The following is an 18368-nucleotide window of genomic DNA, read 5'->3' as shown; positions in this document are numbered from 1 at the left end:
CCTCGATCGCTGCGGGGTGGACTTCCGAGGCTGCTGCCGTTCCGGTCCCGGCCGTGCGGTCCGTGGCGGTGTACGGAGGAGCGGCTGCGGCCCCGGCCACCGGTTGGACGGCTGCTGGCCGTGGCGGCACGGGGGTCGACGTCGGCGCCGGAGTGGGAGCAGAGGGCGGCGTGGAATCCGCTTCGGGCCGAGAGGCACCGGCCGGGGACGCCGTCGAGCCGGGCGTGCTGACCGAAGGCGGAGCCGGCGGGGCCGAGGTGGGGGTCGGCGGGGCGACCGTCACTACCGGCGGTGGTGGTAGGACGCCGCTCGCCGGTGCGGGGATGCGCGGTGCCGGCGGCAGGACGGTCGGCGGTGGCGGCGGTGGCACGACTCCCGCCGACGGCATCCGCGACGGCGGCGGGGTGACGGACGCTGGAGGCGCCTCGGCGCTCGGCCTCGTGGATGGCGGCGGGATGACCGGCGGGGGCGGTAGCGGGGACGCCGGGCCGGGTACGGGCGGCGCCACCGGCCGCCCGTGCACCGGCGTCCCGGCGGCCGGCGCGGCCGTCGGCGTTCCAGCTGTTGCCGTCGGCGTTCCGGGCGCTGCTGGGGGCACCACGGCGCCAGGGACCGCTGGCGGCGGTGGTGGGGCGACCGGAGGACGGGGCGGCACCGGCGTCACTCCGGGGGCAGCGGGCTGCCGACCGTACGTTCCCGGCGCGACGGGGGTGACACCCTGGGCCGGGGGCACCGGCCGGACACCGGGAATCTGCGGGGCAGCTCCGGCGGCCGACGGCGGCGTCAGCGGGGCGGTGGGTTCGGCGGGCACTACCGGGAACCGGGAGGTCGCTTCCTCGGAGATCGGCGCGAAGCGGGTCGTCGCCTCCTCGGACGGCGCAGAGGGTGGCGAGGGCGGCGCCCACGGGCTCGTCGAGCCGTCCGGCCGCACGGCGGGATGCTGGCGCGGCGGGACCGGAGGGGCGGGCTGCGGGGGAGTGCCCTGCGGGTTCGGCACGGGATACGGCGACTGCACGGCGCCGGGCGCCGGGGACGCCGGGCCGGGGCGGGGCGCCCACTGTGCGCCGGATACCGGCGCAGCCGCGGCAGGCGTTCCCTGGGCAGCGGGTCGGGTCGGCGCGGGCGGGTACGGCGGCGGGATCGCCGGCAGCGACACGGTGGGCTCGGACAGAGCGGGACCGGAGTGCCCGGGGGAAGCGGGACCGGGCAGGACCTGTCCAGGCTGTGCGGGCACGACCGGACCGGAGTGCCCCGGCAGAGCCGGGTTGGGGGGTCCTGGCAGGGGCGGACCGGGGTGCCCGGGCAGGGACGGACCGGGGTGCGTGCCGGCAGCGGCGGCGAAGCCGCCGGGAGGTGGGCCGTAGCCGGCGGGAGCGGCGGCGGAGCCGCCGAGGTACTGGCGGGCTGCGCGTACCGCGGGGTGGTCCGGACCGAGCACGGCGGACCCGGCGGTGGCCACGCGGCTGTAGTTGCGGCGGGCCTCGTGCCGGTTGCCCAGCTCCTCGGCCACCCCCGCGAGGTCGAAGCTGAGCGCGAGCATCAGCGGGTCGCCGTCGCCCCGGCGGCGCTCGCCGGCGGCGTAGGCCTCTTCGAGTACGCGCCGGGCGGCGGCCGGGTCGTCGGCCTCGCGGTGCAGCCGGGCCAGCAGGTGACCGGTGGCCAGGACGTCCTGGTGGTCCTCGCCGTACGCCGGGCGGGCCGCGACGATCGCGTCGGCGAGCAGGCGGCGGGCGCTGGTCAGGTCGCCGGCGGCCCGCATCGCGAGGGCCTGGTGCTGGGTGGCGATCAACGGGGAGGGGTGGGACACGTGAGCAATGCTGCCCGGAATCGTCAGTTGCGCGCTACCCACCCGATTGTTGTGGCCTCTGACCTGCGCAAACGTGCGGCGTTGGTGCTGATGTGCATGATCGTTCCGGGCCGTGTACAGTAATGCCCCGTGCGGCCCGCCAGGCCGGCCGATGCGGTGAGATGATCACCTTGGCCGACCGGGTAGGCTGGTACGTGCAGGTCCGGGTGGCGGAATGGCAGACGCGCTAGCTTGAGGTGCTAGTGCCCGTATAGGGCGTGGGGGTTCAAGTCCCCCCTCGGACACCAACTTGCAGCATCCATGCTGTGTTTCGCGTACTAGCGTGGTCAAGCACGCTTGACCACGCAAATCTCAACGCAGCGACCCCCTCGATCGAGCCTGTCTTGATCGAGGGCGATTGTCGTGGCTGATCGTTCCGTGGCTCCCGTCATCCCTCCCCGTGCGCCTGTCGGACCGGGAGCAGAGCCCGCATCGGCCGCGTGGTGGAGCCACTCGTCGTCCACCATTGCCCCTGCCTGTGCTACCGACGTCACGCGGCGGCACGATGGTGTACGGCCTGGCTACCCTCGACAGCAGTGGCCGGAACATGGGCGCGAGCTACTCCGTTTCGGGCCTGCGTTACCTGCCCCGGCAGGATGGCGGCTCCGGCGCGGTCAACGGACGCATTGGCCAGTACGAGGTGTACGTCAGCACCGACGGCACCAACTGGGGAACGGCCGTGGCCACTGGCGCGTTCGCCAACGACGCGAGCCAGAAGGACGTCCGGTCCACCGCGAAGACCGGGCAGCACTTGCGACTGCGTGCCGTGAGTGAGGTCGCCGGCAACCCGTGGACGTCGGCCGCGGAGATCTACGCCCTCAACTGAGGCCCGTCCGTGCGTTCCCGGGGGAGTGACCGCACGGGACGGTAAGGCATGGGGTGGCCGCCACGGAGCGGGCACCCCATGCCGTTATGAGCCGGCTGCCTCCCGGTGCCAGAGGAAAAGACGCATACGAACACCAAGTATCGGTCCGCTGAACAGGGATGACATGGTGCACTCCCGAAGAGTCGACGACTTCCGGAGTCAGTCTTCACCGAGCGGCGGCATAGGTCGGATCCTTGATCTGGCAGGGATCGGGTTCACGACTGCCTCGGGTGACCGAGGGCTCCTACGCTGAAATTTGTGGAAGATGTCGATGACGCCCGCGAGCTCGTTGAGCAGCGGATGCGCGCCACGGGGTTCGAGGAGGACATCCTCGACAAGGTCTTGGATCTGCTGGAACGCTTCGACACCGATCGGGAGAAGCTGTTCGAGGAGATGCTCTCCAAGCTGGAGCAACCGGGCTATGACGGCCTGACCGACCGGTGGGAGACCAACTGCGAGCAGGCCGAGGCGCTGATGGAGCGCCTCGAATCGGACATCCGGTCGGTGCTGGAGGACAGCCAGGCCAACGCGATGTCCGTCGACGAACGGTGGACCGCGGTCGGCCCGCGTGACTTCCTCGCCGGGGAGCGCAAGATCTGGGCGCAGGTCGCCCGGCTCGACGTCCCCGAGGTCGCCACGCTGATGAGCAAGGTCCTGGAGGCCGACCTCGCGCTCATCAAGAAGTGCGAGGAGGACCTCAAGAACGCGCGCAGCAACGACGCGATCGTCGAGCAGCTGCTCCTCAAGAACCTCGGCTCCATCCAGGACACGGTCAAGAGCCTGCTCGTCAAATACCTCCCGACCTCGGGCGCCCGCTTGATCGTCCTCTTCATGAAGGACCCGTCGTCCAAGGAAGCCGCCAACGAGGCGATCAAGAACTTCGAGAAGCTCACCGCGGAGAACCTCATGGCGGCCAAGCAGAAGCGTGCCGCGAAGCAGACGGTGGTCGACAACATCAAGCTGCTGACCGCGGCCCGCGAACAGCTCGACGAGGACTGGATCGACAAGCTCTTCGCCCGCGGCGCCGAGGCGGCGGGGAACTGGCGCGGCATCGGCGCGTCCGGCGACTACCGGGCCACCGACTGGGACTGGATGAAGGAGAACGTCCTCGACCGAGGGCTCGACACGCGGGCCGAGGCGGCCAAGGAGCAGTCCAGCAAGCTCTACGACGAGCTCTTCCCCACGCTCGTGGAGGAGAGCACCAACGCCTTCGCCCAGCTGACCGATGATCCGGGCACGCTGGCGAAGTTCAACGAGGAGCTGGAGAAGGCTTCGGAATCCCTGGAGTCGCTGCTGGCGACCGAGGAGGAATACGTCAAGGACCTGGCCGAGGGACCCTACAAGCAGACGGGCCTCGCCGCGTTCGCACAGGTCAGAGACGCGGTCAAGGTGGGCTTCAAGCTGCTCGCGGACAAGACGGAGGAAGCCGACGACGAGGTGAAGAAGTCATGACCGACCTCTTCGTCGCGGCGGGCGGCCCGGTCGGCGACGGCACCCGGGCCCGGCCGTTCCACGACCCGTGGCTCGCGCTGCGGCAGGCTGCGCCCGGCGACCGCATCCACATCGCGGCGGGCACCTATACCGGGCGCGGCGAGCGCTCCTCGTGGGTCGTCGACACCCCCGAGCTGACCCTGCTCGGCGGATACAGCCCCGACTTCGCCCGCCGCACCCCCTGGCAGACACCGACGGTCTTCGCGGCAAAGACCGGACTGCGCGTCCCGAACGAGCCGAACATGCTCCAGGGCATCGGCGGCCACGACGGCCTCGTCCTGGACGGGCTGTTCTTCGACGGGGCCGGGCGCGACGACTACGACGAGCAGGGCGGCCTGCAGCGCGCCTCCTACGGGGACGGCCCGCTGGTGAGCCTGCGCGGCGAGCGCATCACCGTCCGCGACTGCTGCTTCGCCAACGGCAGCTCCGGCGCCGTCGAGCTCGGCGGCGACTCCGTGGTCTTCGAGAACAACATCGTCGTCAACTGCGTCGGCCTCAGCCTGCTCACCGTCCGCGACGGCGCCCCCGAGACCCCGGCCGCGGTCAGCCGCAACACCTTCGCCTTCGCCCACGACGACTCCGACCCACCGCGCGGCTCCGGCGCCGACCGGGCCGTCGGCGTACGGGTCAACGGCGCTGCCGCGATCGCCGAGAACGTGTTCGTCGGCTGCGGCAACGCGGCCGTCGCCTGCCTGCGCGACGTCGGGCAGATCGCCATCGACCGCAACCTGTTCTTCGCCACACCGCGCGACATCGTGCGCAGCCGGGTGCCGGGCGCGGAGGCCGAGCTCACCGAGGAGTACGCTGCGGAGCTCGAAGACGTCGGCCTGCGCTCGGCGGCCGGCAACACCGTCGGCGACCCACAGCTGACCGGGCTCCCGGCGGTGTGGCTCGACACGTACACGGTGGACGTCGCCGTCACGTACGAGCGCCCGCCGATCGCCGCCCTCAACGCGCTGCGGAAATCGGCCGGCCTCGGCGAGCTGTCGTCCACATCAGACCGTGATGTTCAGCGGCCCGTCATGCGCCGGCTCGCCCCGGCCGAGGTGCTCGCCCTCGCGGTCGGCGCGGCACCGGGCGCGCACCCCGCCGACCTGGCGGCGCCGGAGTCGTTCACCGAGCTCCCGGCCGGCCCGTCGTACCAGGCCGTCGACTGGGCGCGGCTCTACGAGGCCGACCCGGCGCTCGCCGGAGCCCCGGTGCAGGTGCGGGCCGGGGTCGGCTTCGACCAGAACACGCAGATCCTCCCCGAGCTCGCGGAGACGCACATCGGCGTCGCCGTCTACGAGCCCGGCACCGACAACAGCCCGTGGTGGGCGCTCGCCCCGCGCTACGGCCTCGTCCATCACCAGACCGAGGAGGCCGTACGGTATTCGCGCGGCCTCGACGTCGAGTCCACGTACCTGCTCCGCGGCATGTATCGCCTCACGCCGCCCGGGGGGCGTCAGAGCGCCACCATCGTCCTCGACTCCCTCGCGCCCGTGCTCGACGTCACGGCCCCCGAGCCGCCCCGGCCGGCCGGCCGCGACTGGTTCGTGCGGGCCGGATCCTCCGGCGGGGACGGCAGCCGCGAGGCGCCGTTCCGCGACCCGTTCCAGGCTCTCGAAAAGGCCGCCGAGGGCGACCGCATCCTCGTCGCCGCAGGTGAGTACACGGGCCGCCTGCGGTCGGGCACATGGCGCATCCCCGTACGCAACCTGACGCTGCTGGGCGGGTGGGACGCCGAGTTCGCCGCGCGCGACCCCTGGCGACACCCCGTGCGCTTCGTGCTCACTCCGGAGACCAAGGCGAAGGGCATCTTCGGCGATCCGGTGCTCACCGGCGAGGACTCGGGGGAGGGCCTCATCCTTGACGGGTTCATGTTCGACGGGGCGACCTACAACGCGTACGCCGACAGCGGCGCCCTCGACGCGGGCCACTCCCAGTCGGCGGCGCTGCTCGACCTGCGCGGCGGCAGCGGCGGCATCACCGTGCGCAACTGCGTCTTCGCCAACGCGGCGTACTGCGCCGTGCAGCTCAGTGCGGCGTACGGGACGTTCGAGAACAACGTGGTCGTCAACACGAGCGGCACCGCCGTCCGTGTCCAGGCACCCGGCGCGGGCCCCTGGACCATCCGCGGCAACACGGTCCTGTTCGCCGCCGACCCCACCGGCCGGGCCTCGACCGGGCAGTCCACGACCGGCTGCCTGCTGGACCTCTCCGGCCGGGGTGTCATGCGGGTCGAGGCCAACGTGCTCGCCTTCGCCGACAGCATCGCCGTCCGCGCGACCGTGCCCGACCAGAACCTGCTGCTCGACGGGAACGTGCTCGCCGCCAACCTGTACGCCGACCTCCACGACGGCCGCCACGTGCTCGTCGACGCCGAGAACCGCGACCGGGTGTTCCGCGACGCCCCGTTCGGCGCGCAGACCGGAACCCGGTTCGAGCTGCCGGCGGTGCCGGTCGACGCCGCGTACGCCGACCAGGCCGTCGGCCGCCTCTCGGCGCTGGCCGCCGCGATGCCGAAGGACGGGCTCAACGCCGCCGCGGCGGCGCTCGGCGTCTCGATCACGGCGCCGAAGACGGAGGCACCCGTCGAGGCGGCGCCCCCGGAGCCGAAGAAGGAACCGTCAGTGGCCGACCTGCTCGCGGACCTCGGCCGGGCCCGAAAGGCGTTCGAGGTGAAGGACGCGGCCCCGCCGGCCTCAGACACTCCGCTGTACTGCCCGGTCTATCCGGTCGAGGCGGCGCTGAGGCTGGCCCTCGACGCCCCGCCAGGCGAGCCCGGCGCCCACGCCCAGCCTTCATGATCGAAGAGCCCGACTCCACCGAAACCGGGGCGGTTCGGTGCCGGGTGACCGCCCATACCGTTGCCGCCACGAGCCGCGGGCGGCGCTTCAGGCGGAGGTGCGTTCCCGCCACGCCCGCAAGCGGTCACGCAGCCAGTGGTAGCTGGCCTTGGGCGTACGGGATCCGGTGGCGTAGTCGACGTGGGCCAGACCGAAGCGGGGCCCGTACCCGCGGGCCCACTCGAAGTTGTCGATGAGCGACCAGTAGAAGTACCCCCGCAGATCGAGCCGGTCGTCGACGGCGGCCGCACGCGCCGCCGCCGCCAGGTGCCCGGCCACGAACGAGATCCGTTCCGGGTCCGGCTCGGGTCCGTCCCGCAGGTCGGCGCAGCCGTTCTCCGTCACGTACACGGCAGGCAGGCCCGGGTAACGGTCCGCGAGCCCGGTCAGGGTGTCGAACAGCCCTTGCGGCTCCACCGGCCAGCCCAGGTCGGTGGTGGGCAACCCGTCCGGCCGTAGCTGCCGGACCCCGATGTCGAACGCGCTGCGCAGCGCCGGGTCGGGCTGCTCGTACGGGGCGTCGGCGACGTGGACCCGGTAGTAGTAGTTGACACCGAGGAAGTCCAGCGGCGTGGAGATCACCGCCAGGTCACCGTCCCGGCGGAACGACAGATCGCTCACCCCGGCGTATAGCCGCTCGAACCCGGGCGGGTACGCGCCGCCCAGCACCGGATCCGTGAACTGCCGGTTGAGCATGAGGTCCTGCCGATCCGCCGCCGCCCGGTCGGCCTCGGTATCGCTGGCCGGCACGGCGGGGGAGAGGTTGAGCGTGATGCCGACGCGCGACCGCGGGCCGGCGGCGGACCGGACTGCGGCGACCGCCCTGCCGTGCCCGAGCAGCAGGTGGTGGGCGGCGGCCAGAGCGCCATGTCCTTCGGCGGTGCCGGGAGCGTGCCGGCCCTCCGCGTAGCCGACCATCGACGAGCAGTACGGCTCGTTCAGCGTGATCCAGTCCTGGACCCGGTCGCCGAGGATGCCCGCCACCGCGGCGGCGTACTCGGCGAACCACTCGGCGGTGTCCCGTACCCGCCAGCCACCCTCGTCCTCGAGCGCCTGGGGCAGATCCCAGTGGTACAGCGTGACGAACGGCCGGATGCCGTGCCCGCAGAGGGCGTCGACGAGCCGGTCGTAGTAGTCGAGGCCCCGTCGGTTCACCGCGCCCCGCCCGGCCGGCATGACCCGTGGCCAGGCGACCGAGAAACGGTAGGCGTCCACGCCGAGGCCGGCCAGCAGGTCCACGTCCTCCCGCCAGCGGTGGTAGCTGTCACAGGCGACCGAGCCGGAGGTGCCGTCGTCGACGGCACCGGGGCGGCGGCAGAAGGTGTCCCAGATCGACGGCCCGCGGCCGTCCTCGTCGACCGCCCCCTCGATCTGGTACGCCGCGGTGGCCGCGCCCCAGATGAAGCCGGCCGGCAGGTCCGGCAGCTCGGGCAGGTCCGGCCGGGTTGCGGCCGCGGCGGCGCCTTGGGATGTGGTGGTCATCCCTTCACCGCCCCCTGCATGATGCCGTCGACGAGATGCCGGCCGAGGAGCATGAAGACGACGAGGATCGGCAGCGTGGCGAGCAACGTGCCGGTCAGCGTCAGGGTGTAGTCGGTGGTGTAGCCGCTGGCCAGTGCGGAGAGCGCCACCTGCACGGTCGCGTTGTCCTGCAGCACGACCAGCGGCCAGAAGAAGTCGTTCCACGCCTGCATGAAGGTGAACAGCCCGAGCACCGCCGCGGCGGGGCGGGCCGCCGGCAGGACGATGTGCCAGTACAGGCCGAACGTGCTGGACCCATCGACGCGGCCGGCCTCCAGCAGTTCGTCGGGCACGGCGCGGCCGAGGTACTGGGTCATGAAGAAGACGCCGAACGCGGTTACCAGCCCGGGCACGATCACGGCGGTGAGGCGCCCGGTCCAGCCGAGGTCGGCCATCAGGATGTACAGCGGGATGATGCCGAGCTGGTGCGGCACCATCGAGGTCGCGATGGCCACGACGAGAAGCGCCTTTCGGCCTCGGAACCGCAGTTTGGCGAAGGCGAACCCGGCCAGGGTCGAGAAGAACACTACGGAGACGGTGATCGAGCCGCTGACGATGAAGGAGTTCACCAGGGCCCGGCCGAAGTCGGTCGTGTCGAACACGCGCGCGATGTTGTCGAAGAGGTGCCCGCCGGGCACCAGGGCCGGCGGCACCTTCGTGACGGCGTCGCTGGTCTGCGAGGACACGACGATGGACCAGTAGAGCGGGAAGACCGACCCGGCCACGACCGCCAGCAGGGCGCCGTAGCTCCAGACCGAGGCCTTGCGTGGGTACCCGAAGCTCCGGCGCCGGTGGGACCGGCGTGGCGGCGGCGAGGGCGTGGTGCCGGTCTGTACGGGGTCCGCGAGGGTGGTCACGGCGTTCTCCTCAGTCCTCGTCCTTGGCGATGCGCCGGGTGAGCAGGAAGTTGATGATCGCGAAGATGGCGATGACCAGACAGAGCGTCCAGGCGACCGCCGAGGCGTAGCCGAAGCGGAACTCCCGGAACCCCTGCTCGTACATGAACAGGGCGACGGTCTGGAACTGCCGGTCGGAGCCGCCGGTGGGCGTCTGGGAACTGGCGAACAGCAGGGGTTCGGCCATGATCTGCAGGCCGCCGATCGTCGAGATCACCGTGGTGAAGATGATCGTCGGCCGCAGCATCGGGACGGTGATCCGCCTGAACTGCTGAGCCTGCGACGCGCCGTCGAGGTCGGCGGCCTCGTACAGGTGGTGCGGAATCGCCTGCATCGAGGCGAGGTAGATGAGGGCGTTGTAGCCGGTCCACCGCCAGGCGACGATGAACGAGATGGCCAGGTGGGAGCTCCAGGTGTTGGCCTGCCAGTCGATCGGGCCGATGCCGACGAGGCCGAGCGCCCAGTTGACCATGCCGAAGTCGCGGCCGAAAAGTTGGGTGAAGACGATCGTCACCGCCACGATCGAGGTGACGTTGGGCAGCAGCACGCCCATCCGTAGCGCGGTGCGGGCCCGCAGCCGGTGGTTGAGCAGGTGGGCGATCCAGAGCGCGGCGAGCAGTTGCGGCACGGTGGACAGCACCCAGATGCTGAGTGTGTTGCCCAGGGCGTTCCAGAAGTACGCGTCCTGCAGCATCTCGCGGTAGTTCGCGAGGCCGACCCAGCGGTGCGACCCGGAGTCGAGCAGGTCCCAGTCGTTGAACGAGACGTACGCCGTGTACAGCAGCGGGAACAGCCCGAACGCGCCGAACAGCAGGAAGAACGGCAGGATGTAGAGGTAGGGCGAGCCCTTGGTGTCGAGCCGGCTCAGGCCGGCCCGCCGGGCCTGGTGGAGGTAGGTGGCCATCGTCGATCCTTCGTCGCCGGGCGCCGCCGGCGGTCACGGGCGACCGCCGGCGGCGCGGGTCGAGTTACTTGGCGAGGCGCTCGACGTCGCTGACCATCTGCTTCCAGGACTCGTCGGAGCTTTGCTTGCCCTGTTCGATGCGGACGAGGGCGTCGCGGATGGTGGTCTGCACGTCTCCGGCTCGCGGGCCCTGGTACTGGGGCTTGAGCTGCTTCGCCGCGGTGGTGAAGAGCTGGCCCACCGGTGCGTTGTTGAAGAAGGCGTCCTTGTACTGGGCAATGTCGGGCTTGTCGTACAGAGCCGGGATGGACGGCAGGTTGCCCCGCGCGGTGAACACCTTGGCCTGCTGTTCCGGGGCGGTCAGCCACGCCGCGAGCTCCTTGGCCTCCTCGATGTGCTTGCCCTGCTTGGGAACGGTGAGGTACGAGCCGCCCCAGTTGCCGCCGCCGCCCGGGACGCTCGCCACGTCCCACTTGCCGGCGGCGTGCTTCGCCTGGTCCTTGATCTTGGTCATCATCCAGGCCGGACACGCGATGGTGGCGAACTGGTCCTTCGCGAAGCCGTTGTTCCACTCCTGCGAGCTGCCGATCAGCTTGGCCGACAGGTTGCTCTGGATCGCCTTCACCGTCAGGTCCCAGGCCTTTCGGACATCGGGGCTGGTGCCCACGACGATGGCGTTGTCCTCGTTGTAGTACCCGACCGGGGCCTGGCCGATGATGGCGTTGAACAGTTGGCCTCCGCCATCGAAGAAGGCGCTGCCGGCCGGGGCCTTCGCCGCGTACCGTTTGCCGAACTCGATGTACTGGTCCCAGCCGCTGCCCCAGGCGGCCGACACCTGGTCGCGGTCGAAGGGCATGCCGGCCTTCTCGAACAGGTCACGCCGATAGCAGATGGCCAGGCCGCCGACGTCGGTGCCGTACCCGATCTGCTTGCCGTCCTTGGCCAGCGACGCCGCCCACTTCCAGTCGAGGTACTCGGACTGGCGGTCCTTGCCCAGGTCGACGAAGAGGTTGCCCCGCTCGCGCATCTGCGCGATGAAGCCCGTGTCGACGCCCTCGATGTCGCCCGCGCCGGAGCCGGTGGCCAGGTGGGTGATCAGGTCGCGGTGATGGTCGTTGTAGGCGGCCGTGCGCTCCTGGATCGTGATGTTCGGGTGCGACTTCTGGTACTCGGCGTACAGGTCCTGGTACCCGAAGTTGCCGAACAGGTTGACGTTCAGGGTGATCTTTTCGTTGCCGCCGCCGGAGCCTCCCTCGGTGCCGGTGCCACACGCGGTCAGCAGTACTCCGGCGGCCAGGGTGGCCGCCGCCAGTCGCAACAGTCGTTTTGGGTGCATGCCAGGGAACCCTTTCGTGCGATGTAACCGGTTACCTGAAACCGGTTACATTGTCGGCGAAGCGATGGTGGTGGGGGTGGGTGGAGTTGGATGAAGATCGGATGCCGGCCGAGTTGCGGGTGACCGCCCGGCGAGCGCCCTTCCTGGGAAGTGTGAACGGGTTCGGCTAGGGGGTGTCAAGTTACGAAACGATAACGTTCGATGCGGGTTGACCGACGGACATCGCTGGCGCTACGGTCGTGAAACCGGTTACAGAGAAGGCACCACATTGGCCACTATCAGGGAGCTGGCGCGCCGCTCCGGCGTGTCCGTCGCCACCGTGTCCCGCGTCTTCAACACCCCCGAGGTCGTCAGCCAGCACACCCGCCAGCGCATCCTCGACCTGGCCGCCGAGATCGGCTACCTGCCGAACGGGTCGGCCCGGACGCTCGCCACGAAGAAATCCAACATGGTGGGCCTGGTATGGGACACCGACCATCGCCGCCCTGGATGGCGCCACCCATTCCTGCAGGAGATCCTCGTCGCGCTCAAGACGGCGCTCAGCGCGCACGGGCTGAACCTGCTCATGCTCGCCGGCCACGACGCGGCGGGGCCCGACGACGGGCAGCGATACGTGCGCGCCGTCCGCCAGCACAACCTCGACGGCGCGGTCATCATCGACAACGGCACCCGGGACCCGGCCGTGCTCGCCCTCGTCGAAGCCCAGGTGCCGTGCGTCGCTCTCGACCTGCGGGTCGACGGCCCGACGTCGACCTACATCACTTCGGACAATGCCGGCGGCGCGGCGCTCGCCGTGCGCCACCTCGTCGAACGCGGCCACCGGCGCATCGCCACCATCACCGGCCCGCTGCGAACCTGGCCGGGAGCCGAACGGCTCGTCGGCTTCCGGGCCGCGCTGGCCGGGGCCGGCCTGCCGCTCGCCGACGGCCACGTCGTCGAGGGAGACTTCTATCTCGACGGCGGCCACGCCGCGATGGACCGGCTGCTCGCCCTCGACGACCGCCCTACCGCGGTGTTCGTCGCCGGTGACGAGATGGCTGTCGGCGCGATGCGGGCGGCCCAGGCGGCCGGCCTACGGATCCCCGACGACATTGCGATTGTCGGCTTCGACGACATCGAGGTGGCCGCGCTGATCCCGCCCGGGCTCAGCACCGTCGCCCAGAACAAGCCCGGCTTCGGCACGGCCGCCGCCGAGGCGCTGGTCGCCATGCTGCACGGCGGCGGCGACCCGCCCAAGCCGACCGTGTTGCCGACGACGCTCGTCGTCCGCGGCACCACCTGACCCGAACCGCGCGACGTCGGCGCCGTCCCGCTCTGGATCGTGCCGCTGCTCGCGGTCGCTGCTGTCGGAGTCGCTGTCACCGACCCCGCAACCGGGCCTGCCTCGAGCGTCACACCCGTGCCTGGGCGAGGTCGCGGCCGGCGGTGGCGCGAATGATCCGGGGCCAGGTCGGCGGGGCCAGCGCATTCAACCGCCTCGCCGCACTGCCGCGACCCGCCGGCTGACCCAGCAACCCCACGCCCCGACCAGCAGCACGGAGGAACCCGGCCCAGCGCCGGGCCGTCAGCATGCCAGCGAACTGGTACGCGAATCCCGAACCAACTTCATCGAACACGTCCAGTCGGCCGCGACAGCCGCAACCTTCCAGGCGTACGTGAGTTCGCCAGCCGAATCGGGCTGATCCAACCCGCTGCTTCCTGTCGCGGCTGCTGCTCCTGCGCGTGGGTGGGTTCCGGTCGGGCGGCGACTGTGGTGTCGGGACAGTGCACCCCTATAGACCCCTATTGATGCGTAGTGATGTCGTCGCGGAGCGTTATCGTCTGACGGTGTCGCCGCCCTCTGACGGCAAGATCGTCTGACGGAGAGGATCGCCATGTCGCTGCCCACCAACCCTCCGGCGCTGAGCGTGGTGATGCCGACCTACCAGGATCCGCAGTGCCTCGCGCTGACCCTCAGGGCGCTGACCCGGCAGACGCTGCCGCCGGAACGCTTCGAGGTGATCGTGGTCCGGGACGGCGGCTCGTCCGACGGGTACGCCGAGGCGCTCGCCGAGGGCGCCGGTCTCCGCCTGCGCGTGCTGGAACTCGCCGAGCGCAAGGGCCGCTCCGTCGCCCGCAACGAGGGGGCGCGCCGTGCCTGCGCGCCGCTGCTGGTCTTCCTCGACGCCGACTCGTGGGCGGTGCCCGACCTGCTGGAGCGGCACCTGGCCTGGCACAGCGTGCCCGGCAACGCGGCGGTGCTGATCGGCCGGCGGGACGAGATCGGCCTCGCTGACCTGCCGGCAGTGCTGGCCGGGGAGCCGCACGCGGTCGCACGCGCCTTCCCGCACGGCGGCGACCTGCGGTTCGCCACGGGGCTTTCCGACGACGGGGGCGAGTGGCTCCGGGCCGGCTGGGTCATCGCCTACACGCACAACATCTCGCTGTCCGGCGCGCACTTCGCGCAGGTCGGTGGCTACCGCGAGGCGTTCGGTCTGAGCTACGGCGTGGAGGACGTCGAGTTGTTCTACCGCGTCGACCGCAGCCTCCCCGACGGCGTCAACTTCGGCTACGACGACGACGCCCGGGTCGTCCACCTGCCGCACCACAAGAACATCACCCGCAACTGGATGGAGATGAAGGCCAACTTCCAGCAGGCGGCCCGGCTCTATCCGTGCCTGGAGTGGGAGTTCCTCACCGCCGTCATGGGGTACGAGGCGATCCGGCGGATCCTGCACTATCGCGCGCTCATCGACGAGTGCGTCGAGCGGTCTGCCTGCGCCATCGGCCCCGCCGCCGCGCGCCTCGCCGGCCAGGTGCGGGGGCACCGCACGCTCTGGATCGGCACCGGTCGAGCCGATTCCGGGTTGCCCGCCTCGGCGTTGACCTTCGACTACGCCGCACCCATCGGGCGGACCAACTTCCACCTGCTCGGCGTCGCCCCGCCCATGCCGCCGGGCAGCCTGGACGCGGTGATCAGCGTGGACTTCTGGCGGTACCTGCTGTGGCCGGAGCTCTGCCAGTTCATCTCGGCCTCGCTGCTGCTGGCGGGCGAGGTCCACCTGGTCGCCACCGCCGACTCGACGCCGGGGATGTGCGCCGCCGACCCGCAGACGCTGGACTACCTGCGCCAGGCGCAGGCCGCGGCCTGCACGGCCGAGCTGCGCGCGGTCGAGGGGCTCGGCCACGTACTGATCCTGCGGCCCCTCCGACCCGCGCCCGGCGCCGCGCGCCGGGTACCCGCTCAGACCGCCGCCGGGGCGCGACCCGCTGCCCTGGTGCCGGGGCGCTCCACGACGCGGGGATAGCAGATCGACGGTGCGGCCAGGCCCGACAACGCTGTCGGGCCTGGCCCAGCCGCGCCCGGATCCGGCGTAAAAGACGGAAAGGCGAGTATTGTGCGCGTACTGCTGTCGACTCTCGGGTCGCGTGGCGATGTCCAACCACTGGTGGCGCTCGCGTCGCGGTTGACGGCCCTCGGCCACCAGGCCCGCCTCTGCGCCCCGCCCGACTTCGCCCGCTGGGTGGCCAGCTTCAGGATTCCCTTCGTGCCCGTCGGCCCGCCCTGGCGCAGGTCGGCGGCGCCCAGGTCGCGGGCCGCCGTGCCAAAACCCTCGCCCGCGCAGGTACGCAAGTTCGCCGAGTCCTCCATCGGCATCCAGTTCGAGGTGCTGTCGGCCGCAGCCCGGGACTGTGACGTCCTCGTCGCGTCGACGGGCCTCCAGATCGCCGCCCGCACCGTGGCGGAGAAGCGCGGCATCCCGTACGTCTTCGCGGCGCTCTGCCCGGCGGCCCTTCCCTCACCCCACCACCCCCCGCTGCCGCTGCCGGTGCTCGGGGAGGTCCCGGCGCCCGCGTCGGCCGACAACAGCGACCTGTGGGCCGCCAACCTGCGGCACGTCAACGACACCTTCGCCGCGCCCCTCAACGCGCTGCGGTCGGCGGTGGGGTTGGGCACGGTCGACGACGTCAGCGACCACATCCACACCGACCGGCCGTGGCTGGCCGCCGACCCGGCCTTGGCACCCTGGCCGGACGTCGCCGATCCGGCCGTCTACCAACCGGGCGCGTGGCTCCTGCCCGACAAGCGGGCCCTGCCCGCCGAGCTGACGGCCTTCCTGGACGCCGGCGGGCCGTGCGTCTACGTCGGATTCGGCAGCGTCGCCGCACCCCCGGGTCTGCTGGAGACGGCCGTGCGGGCCGTGCGCGCGGTCGGTTGCCGGCTGGTCGCCTCCCGGGGCTGGGCACCGCTCTCGCCGGTCGACCGGTCCCCCGACTGCCTGGTGGTCGGCGAAGTGAACCAGCAGGACCTGTTCCGGGAGGTGGCCGTGGTGGTCCACCATGGCGGCGCGGGCACCACGACCACGGCCGCGCGGGCCGGGACGCCGCAGGTCGTCGTACCGCAGGTGTACGACCAGCACTACTTCGCGCGCCGGGTGCCCGCGCTCGGCATCGGCACCGCACACCCCGGCTCCGTGCCGACCGTCGAGTCGCTGACCGAGGCTCTGGGCGCCGCGCTGCGGCCGGAGGTGGCCGCCCGCGCCCGCGAGTTCGCCGGCGTCGTACGCACCGACGCGGTGCAGGTCGCCGCGGAGCGGTTGGTCGTCGCACCGGGAGCCTGACCGGTGAGGCGACGCTCCAGGTACTGCGGGGGCGGGTCCGGCTGGTCGCGCCGGATCAGCCGTGGACCGGTGGGGAGGGCGACCTGCTGGTCATCCCGGAGGCCCGGCACTCGTTGTACGCCGAGGTTAGGGCGTCGGCGGACCGGACCGGTGTCGGGGTGCTCCCTACTCCGGCCGGCGCTGTTCACCGGCGGGGCTGCGGAGACCGTCGGTCGCGCCGCGGGCTCGTGGCGAGCGGCGCGCGTCGGCGTCAGAAGCTGCTGACCAGCTTCACGAACGCTTCGTCGATCTTGGCGGGATCGGTCGCGTCGAAGGCCTTGCCCGATGATGCCTTGGCGATCCGGTCCAGGGTGGCGAAGTCCGACTCCCGGTCGAAGGCGATGCAGAACACCTTCACCGGACGCCGCGGGTCGAGGGCGACCTCGGCGAGCAGGCCGGCCAGGTCGTTGTCCTGCCGGTACTCGTTCTTGCCGTCGGTCAGCACGACGATCGCGTTGATCCGCTGCGGGTCGTACCGGTCGAGCAGCTCTCGGTGTGCGGCCCGGACCGTCGCGTAGAGCGCGGTGCCGCCGTCGACGTGCAGGCCGGCGATCTTGCTGTTGATCCGCTTCTGGTCGAACTCGCCGAGAGGGATCTCCTCCCGGTAGGGGCTCTTCGGCCGCTTCCGGGTCTCCGAGGAGAACGACCAGAGACCCACCCGGTCCTCGGTGTTGAGCAGCGCGAGGCCCTTGCCCGCCGCTGCTGAGGCGACCTGGAAGCGGGTGCGGGTGCCGACCATCGCCTGCATGGACCCGGACGTGTCCAGGGCTATCAGGATGTTGGCCTTCTTGCGGAGCGTCCGCCAGCCGTCCAGCATCGCGCCGACCACCTGCGGGTCCGGGGGCTCGAAGTAGCTCAGCCCACCGGTGGGCTCGGCGCCGACGTTGGCGAGCAGCTCCGCCGAGGCTCGGCGCTCGTGGTCCCGGAAGCCGAGGCGGGCGAAGCTCTCCTGCTGGGCGTCCTCGGTCAGGAAGGCCAGGAAGTCGGTCGCCGCCGCCCGCTGCCGCTCGTCGGCGGAGGGCAGCACCACGAACGGGTGGTCCAGGTTGAACGTGCCCTCCTTGGGGTGGACGGCGACCAGCGGGACGTTCGGCCTGCGGCCCCGCTCCTGCCCGTCCTGCCGAGGGCTCAGCGCACCCGTGTTGTAGAGGTCCACGAGTTCCTCCTGGAGGACGATGGCGCTCATGTCGTCCGTACTGCCCGCGCCGCCCGCCAGGTCCGCCTCGGCGAGGCTGCGCAGCAGGTCCACCGAATCGTCGCTGTAGTGCGACACATTGGCCTCGATCCGGCGGACGAACTGGGTGACCGCGGGGTCGGCAAGGTCGGACCGGGTCAGGTCGCTGGACCGTTGCACCGCCGCGTAGTAGGTGGCGATGGTCGCCGCCAGCCCGGAGGTGGACAGGTTGGGGTTGTCCTTGCCGAAGGTGAAGCGGCCCCACTCCGGCTTGCCGAAGCCCGCCCACCCGTCCCGCCCGGACAGGCCCAGGATCTCCCCCCAGCCCAGCGGCCCGCGCCGGCGTATCAGTTCGGCCTTGGGCTGCGGCATCGCGATCACCAGTGGGCTGTTGGCGATCGACGGGTAGCGGTCCGGGGTCTGCGGTGCTCGCCCGGCTGCTTGGTCGAGCAGCCGGAGCTGGCCGGTCCACAGGCTCGACGTCGGCAGCCAGACCTGTGGTCGCGGCAGGCCGGTGTGGGTCCAGCCGGTGGCCAGCGCCTCGGTGGCCTGGCCCGAGTTGAGCGCGCTGACGTGCACCTGGGCGCAGCCGCCGCCGTCGATCGACCGGCTGCTGCGGTTGTAGCGCTCGGCCAGGTCGACCAGCAGCGCCGCCTTCTCCGTCGACGAGTTGACCTGGAGGGTGGTGGCGCAGTCGGTGCGGGGCACCTCGCTGCCCGCATCGCGCTGCTGGACGAACACGAACGCCCCGGCGATGACCACCAGCCCGGCGGTGACGGCGGCGGTGTAGGGCAACCACTGCCGCGTGCGGGTAACGGATGGGGTCATCGGGGCGTCCTCCTCGGCGGGCGGCTGGTGGCCGTCAAC

At 71.5% G+C, this 18368-nt stretch carries 11 protein-coding genes, 1 tRNA gene and 1 pseudogene; 7 read left to right on the top strand and 6 right to left on the bottom strand.

What is annotated here, in order from left to right:
• Nucleotides 1-1633: 1633 nt before the first annotated feature.
• Nucleotides 1634-1759: pseudogene (locus tag DQE82_RS31435) on the bottom strand (hypothetical protein); the annotation flags it as partial.
• A gap of 248 nt (nt 1760-2007) precedes the next feature.
• On the opposite strand from DQE82_RS31435, the gene DQE82_RS08295 reads away from it, so the two are divergent.
• The 4 genes from DQE82_RS08295 to DQE82_RS08280 all read left to right on the top strand — a co-directional run bounded on the left by DQE82_RS08295 (nt 2008) and on the right by DQE82_RS08280 (nt 6991).
• Nucleotides 2008-2094, top strand: a tRNA-Leu gene (locus DQE82_RS08295).
• A gap of 257 nt (nt 2095-2351) precedes the next feature.
• The gene (locus DQE82_RS08290) at nt 2352-2672 is read left to right on the top strand and encodes a discoidin domain-containing protein (RefSeq protein WP_113972411.1); all 321 of its coding nucleotides are present in this window, start codon (nt 2352-2354) and stop codon (nt 2670-2672) included.
• Between the two features lie 297 nt (nt 2673-2969).
• On the top strand, nt 2970-4163 hold the full coding sequence (locus DQE82_RS08285) for a hypothetical protein (RefSeq protein WP_147265129.1): 1194 nt from the start codon (nt 2970-2972) through the stop codon (nt 4161-4163).
• Nucleotides 4160-6991 (top strand): right-handed parallel beta-helix repeat-containing protein, encoded by a 2832-nt coding sequence (locus tag DQE82_RS08280; protein WP_113972409.1) that lies wholly within the window; start codon nt 4160-4162, stop codon nt 6989-6991. Before DQE82_RS08285 ends, DQE82_RS08280 begins: the two co-directional genes overlap by 4 nt.
• A gap of 87 nt (nt 6992-7078) precedes the next feature.
• On the opposite strand, the gene DQE82_RS08275 is transcribed toward DQE82_RS08280, so the two are convergent.
• From DQE82_RS08275 to DQE82_RS08260, 4 genes are all read right to left on the bottom strand, one after another.
• Complete coding sequence (locus DQE82_RS08275) at nt 7079-8512, bottom strand: GH1 family beta-glucosidase (RefSeq protein ID WP_113972408.1); 1434 nt, start codon at nt 8510-8512, stop codon at nt 7079-7081.
• Entirely contained in the window at nt 8509-9408 is a 900-nt protein-coding gene (locus tag DQE82_RS08270) for a carbohydrate ABC transporter permease (RefSeq protein WP_043329848.1), read from the bottom strand. The genes DQE82_RS08275 and DQE82_RS08270 overlap by 4 nt, the downstream gene beginning before the upstream one ends.
• Before the next feature lie 10 nt (nt 9409-9418).
• On the bottom strand, nt 9419-10351 hold the full coding sequence (locus DQE82_RS08265; protein WP_030500465.1) for a carbohydrate ABC transporter permease: 933 nt from the start codon (nt 10349-10351) through the stop codon (nt 9419-9421).
• Between the two features lie 64 nt (nt 10352-10415).
• Nucleotides 10416-11687, bottom strand: coding sequence for an ABC transporter substrate-binding protein (locus DQE82_RS08260; RefSeq protein ID WP_113972407.1), 1272 nt, complete (start codon nt 11685-11687; stop codon nt 10416-10418).
• 268 nt (nt 11688-11955) lie between these two features.
• Between DQE82_RS08260 and DQE82_RS08255 the strand changes: the two genes are divergently transcribed.
• The 3 genes from DQE82_RS08255 to DQE82_RS08240 all read left to right on the top strand — a co-directional run bounded on the left by DQE82_RS08255 (nt 11956) and on the right by DQE82_RS08240 (nt 16288).
• A complete protein-coding gene (locus DQE82_RS08255; RefSeq protein WP_064445409.1) occupies nt 11956-12969 on the top strand; it encodes a LacI family DNA-binding transcriptional regulator in 1014 nt (337 codons plus the stop codon).
• 592 nt (nt 12970-13561) lie between these two features.
• The gene (locus DQE82_RS08245; protein WP_113972405.1) at nt 13562-14974 is read left to right on the top strand and encodes a glycosyltransferase family 2 protein; all 1413 of its coding nucleotides are present in this window, start codon (nt 13562-13564) and stop codon (nt 14972-14974) included.
• Nucleotides 14975-15064: 90 nt separating this feature from the next.
• A complete protein-coding gene (locus DQE82_RS08240) occupies nt 15065-16288 on the top strand; it encodes a glycosyltransferase (protein WP_113972404.1) in 1224 nt (407 codons plus the stop codon).
• 250 nt (nt 16289-16538) lie between these two features.
• Here DQE82_RS08240 and DQE82_RS08235 read toward each other — a convergent pair whose 3' ends face one another.
• Entirely contained in the window at nt 16539-18329 is a 1791-nt protein-coding gene (locus tag DQE82_RS08235) for a substrate-binding and VWA domain-containing protein (RefSeq protein WP_113972403.1), read from the bottom strand.
• Nucleotides 18330-18368 lie beyond the last annotated feature (39 nt).

This window comes from Micromonospora sp. LHW51205 (assembly GCF_003315815.1).
GTDB classification, from domain to species: domain Bacteria; phylum Actinomycetota; class Actinomycetes; order Mycobacteriales; family Micromonosporaceae; genus Micromonospora; species Micromonospora chalcea.
Note: the sequence above shows the minus strand (reverse complement) of the source record. Positions and strands in the feature narration are given on the sequence as shown.

Excerpts from the sequence above, each read along its gene's own strand:
- DQE82_RS08265 (WP_030500465.1), bottom strand. The coding sequence starts at position 10,351 with ATGGCCACCTACCTCCACCAGGCCCGGCGGGCCGGCCTGAGCCGGCTC.
- DQE82_RS08275 (WP_113972408.1), bottom strand. The coding sequence starts at position 8,512 with ATGACCACCACATCCCAAGGCGCCGCCGCGGCCGCAACCCGGCCGGAC.
- DQE82_RS08235 (WP_113972403.1), bottom strand. The coding sequence starts at position 18,329 with ATGACCCCATCCGTTACCCGCACGCGGCAGTGGTTGCCCTACACCGCC.
- DQE82_RS08245 (WP_113972405.1), top strand. The coding sequence starts at position 13,562 with ATGTCGCTGCCCACCAACCCTCCGGCGCTGAGCGTGGTGATGCCGACC.
- DQE82_RS08280 (WP_113972409.1), top strand. The coding sequence starts at position 4,160 with ATGACCGACCTCTTCGTCGCGGCGGGCGGCCCGGTCGGCGACGGCACC.
- DQE82_RS08260 (WP_113972407.1), bottom strand. The coding sequence starts at position 11,687 with ATGCACCCAAAACGACTGTTGCGACTGGCGGCGGCCACCCTGGCCGCC.
- DQE82_RS08290 (WP_113972411.1), top strand. The coding sequence starts at position 2,352 with ATGGTGTACGGCCTGGCTACCCTCGACAGCAGTGGCCGGAACATGGGC.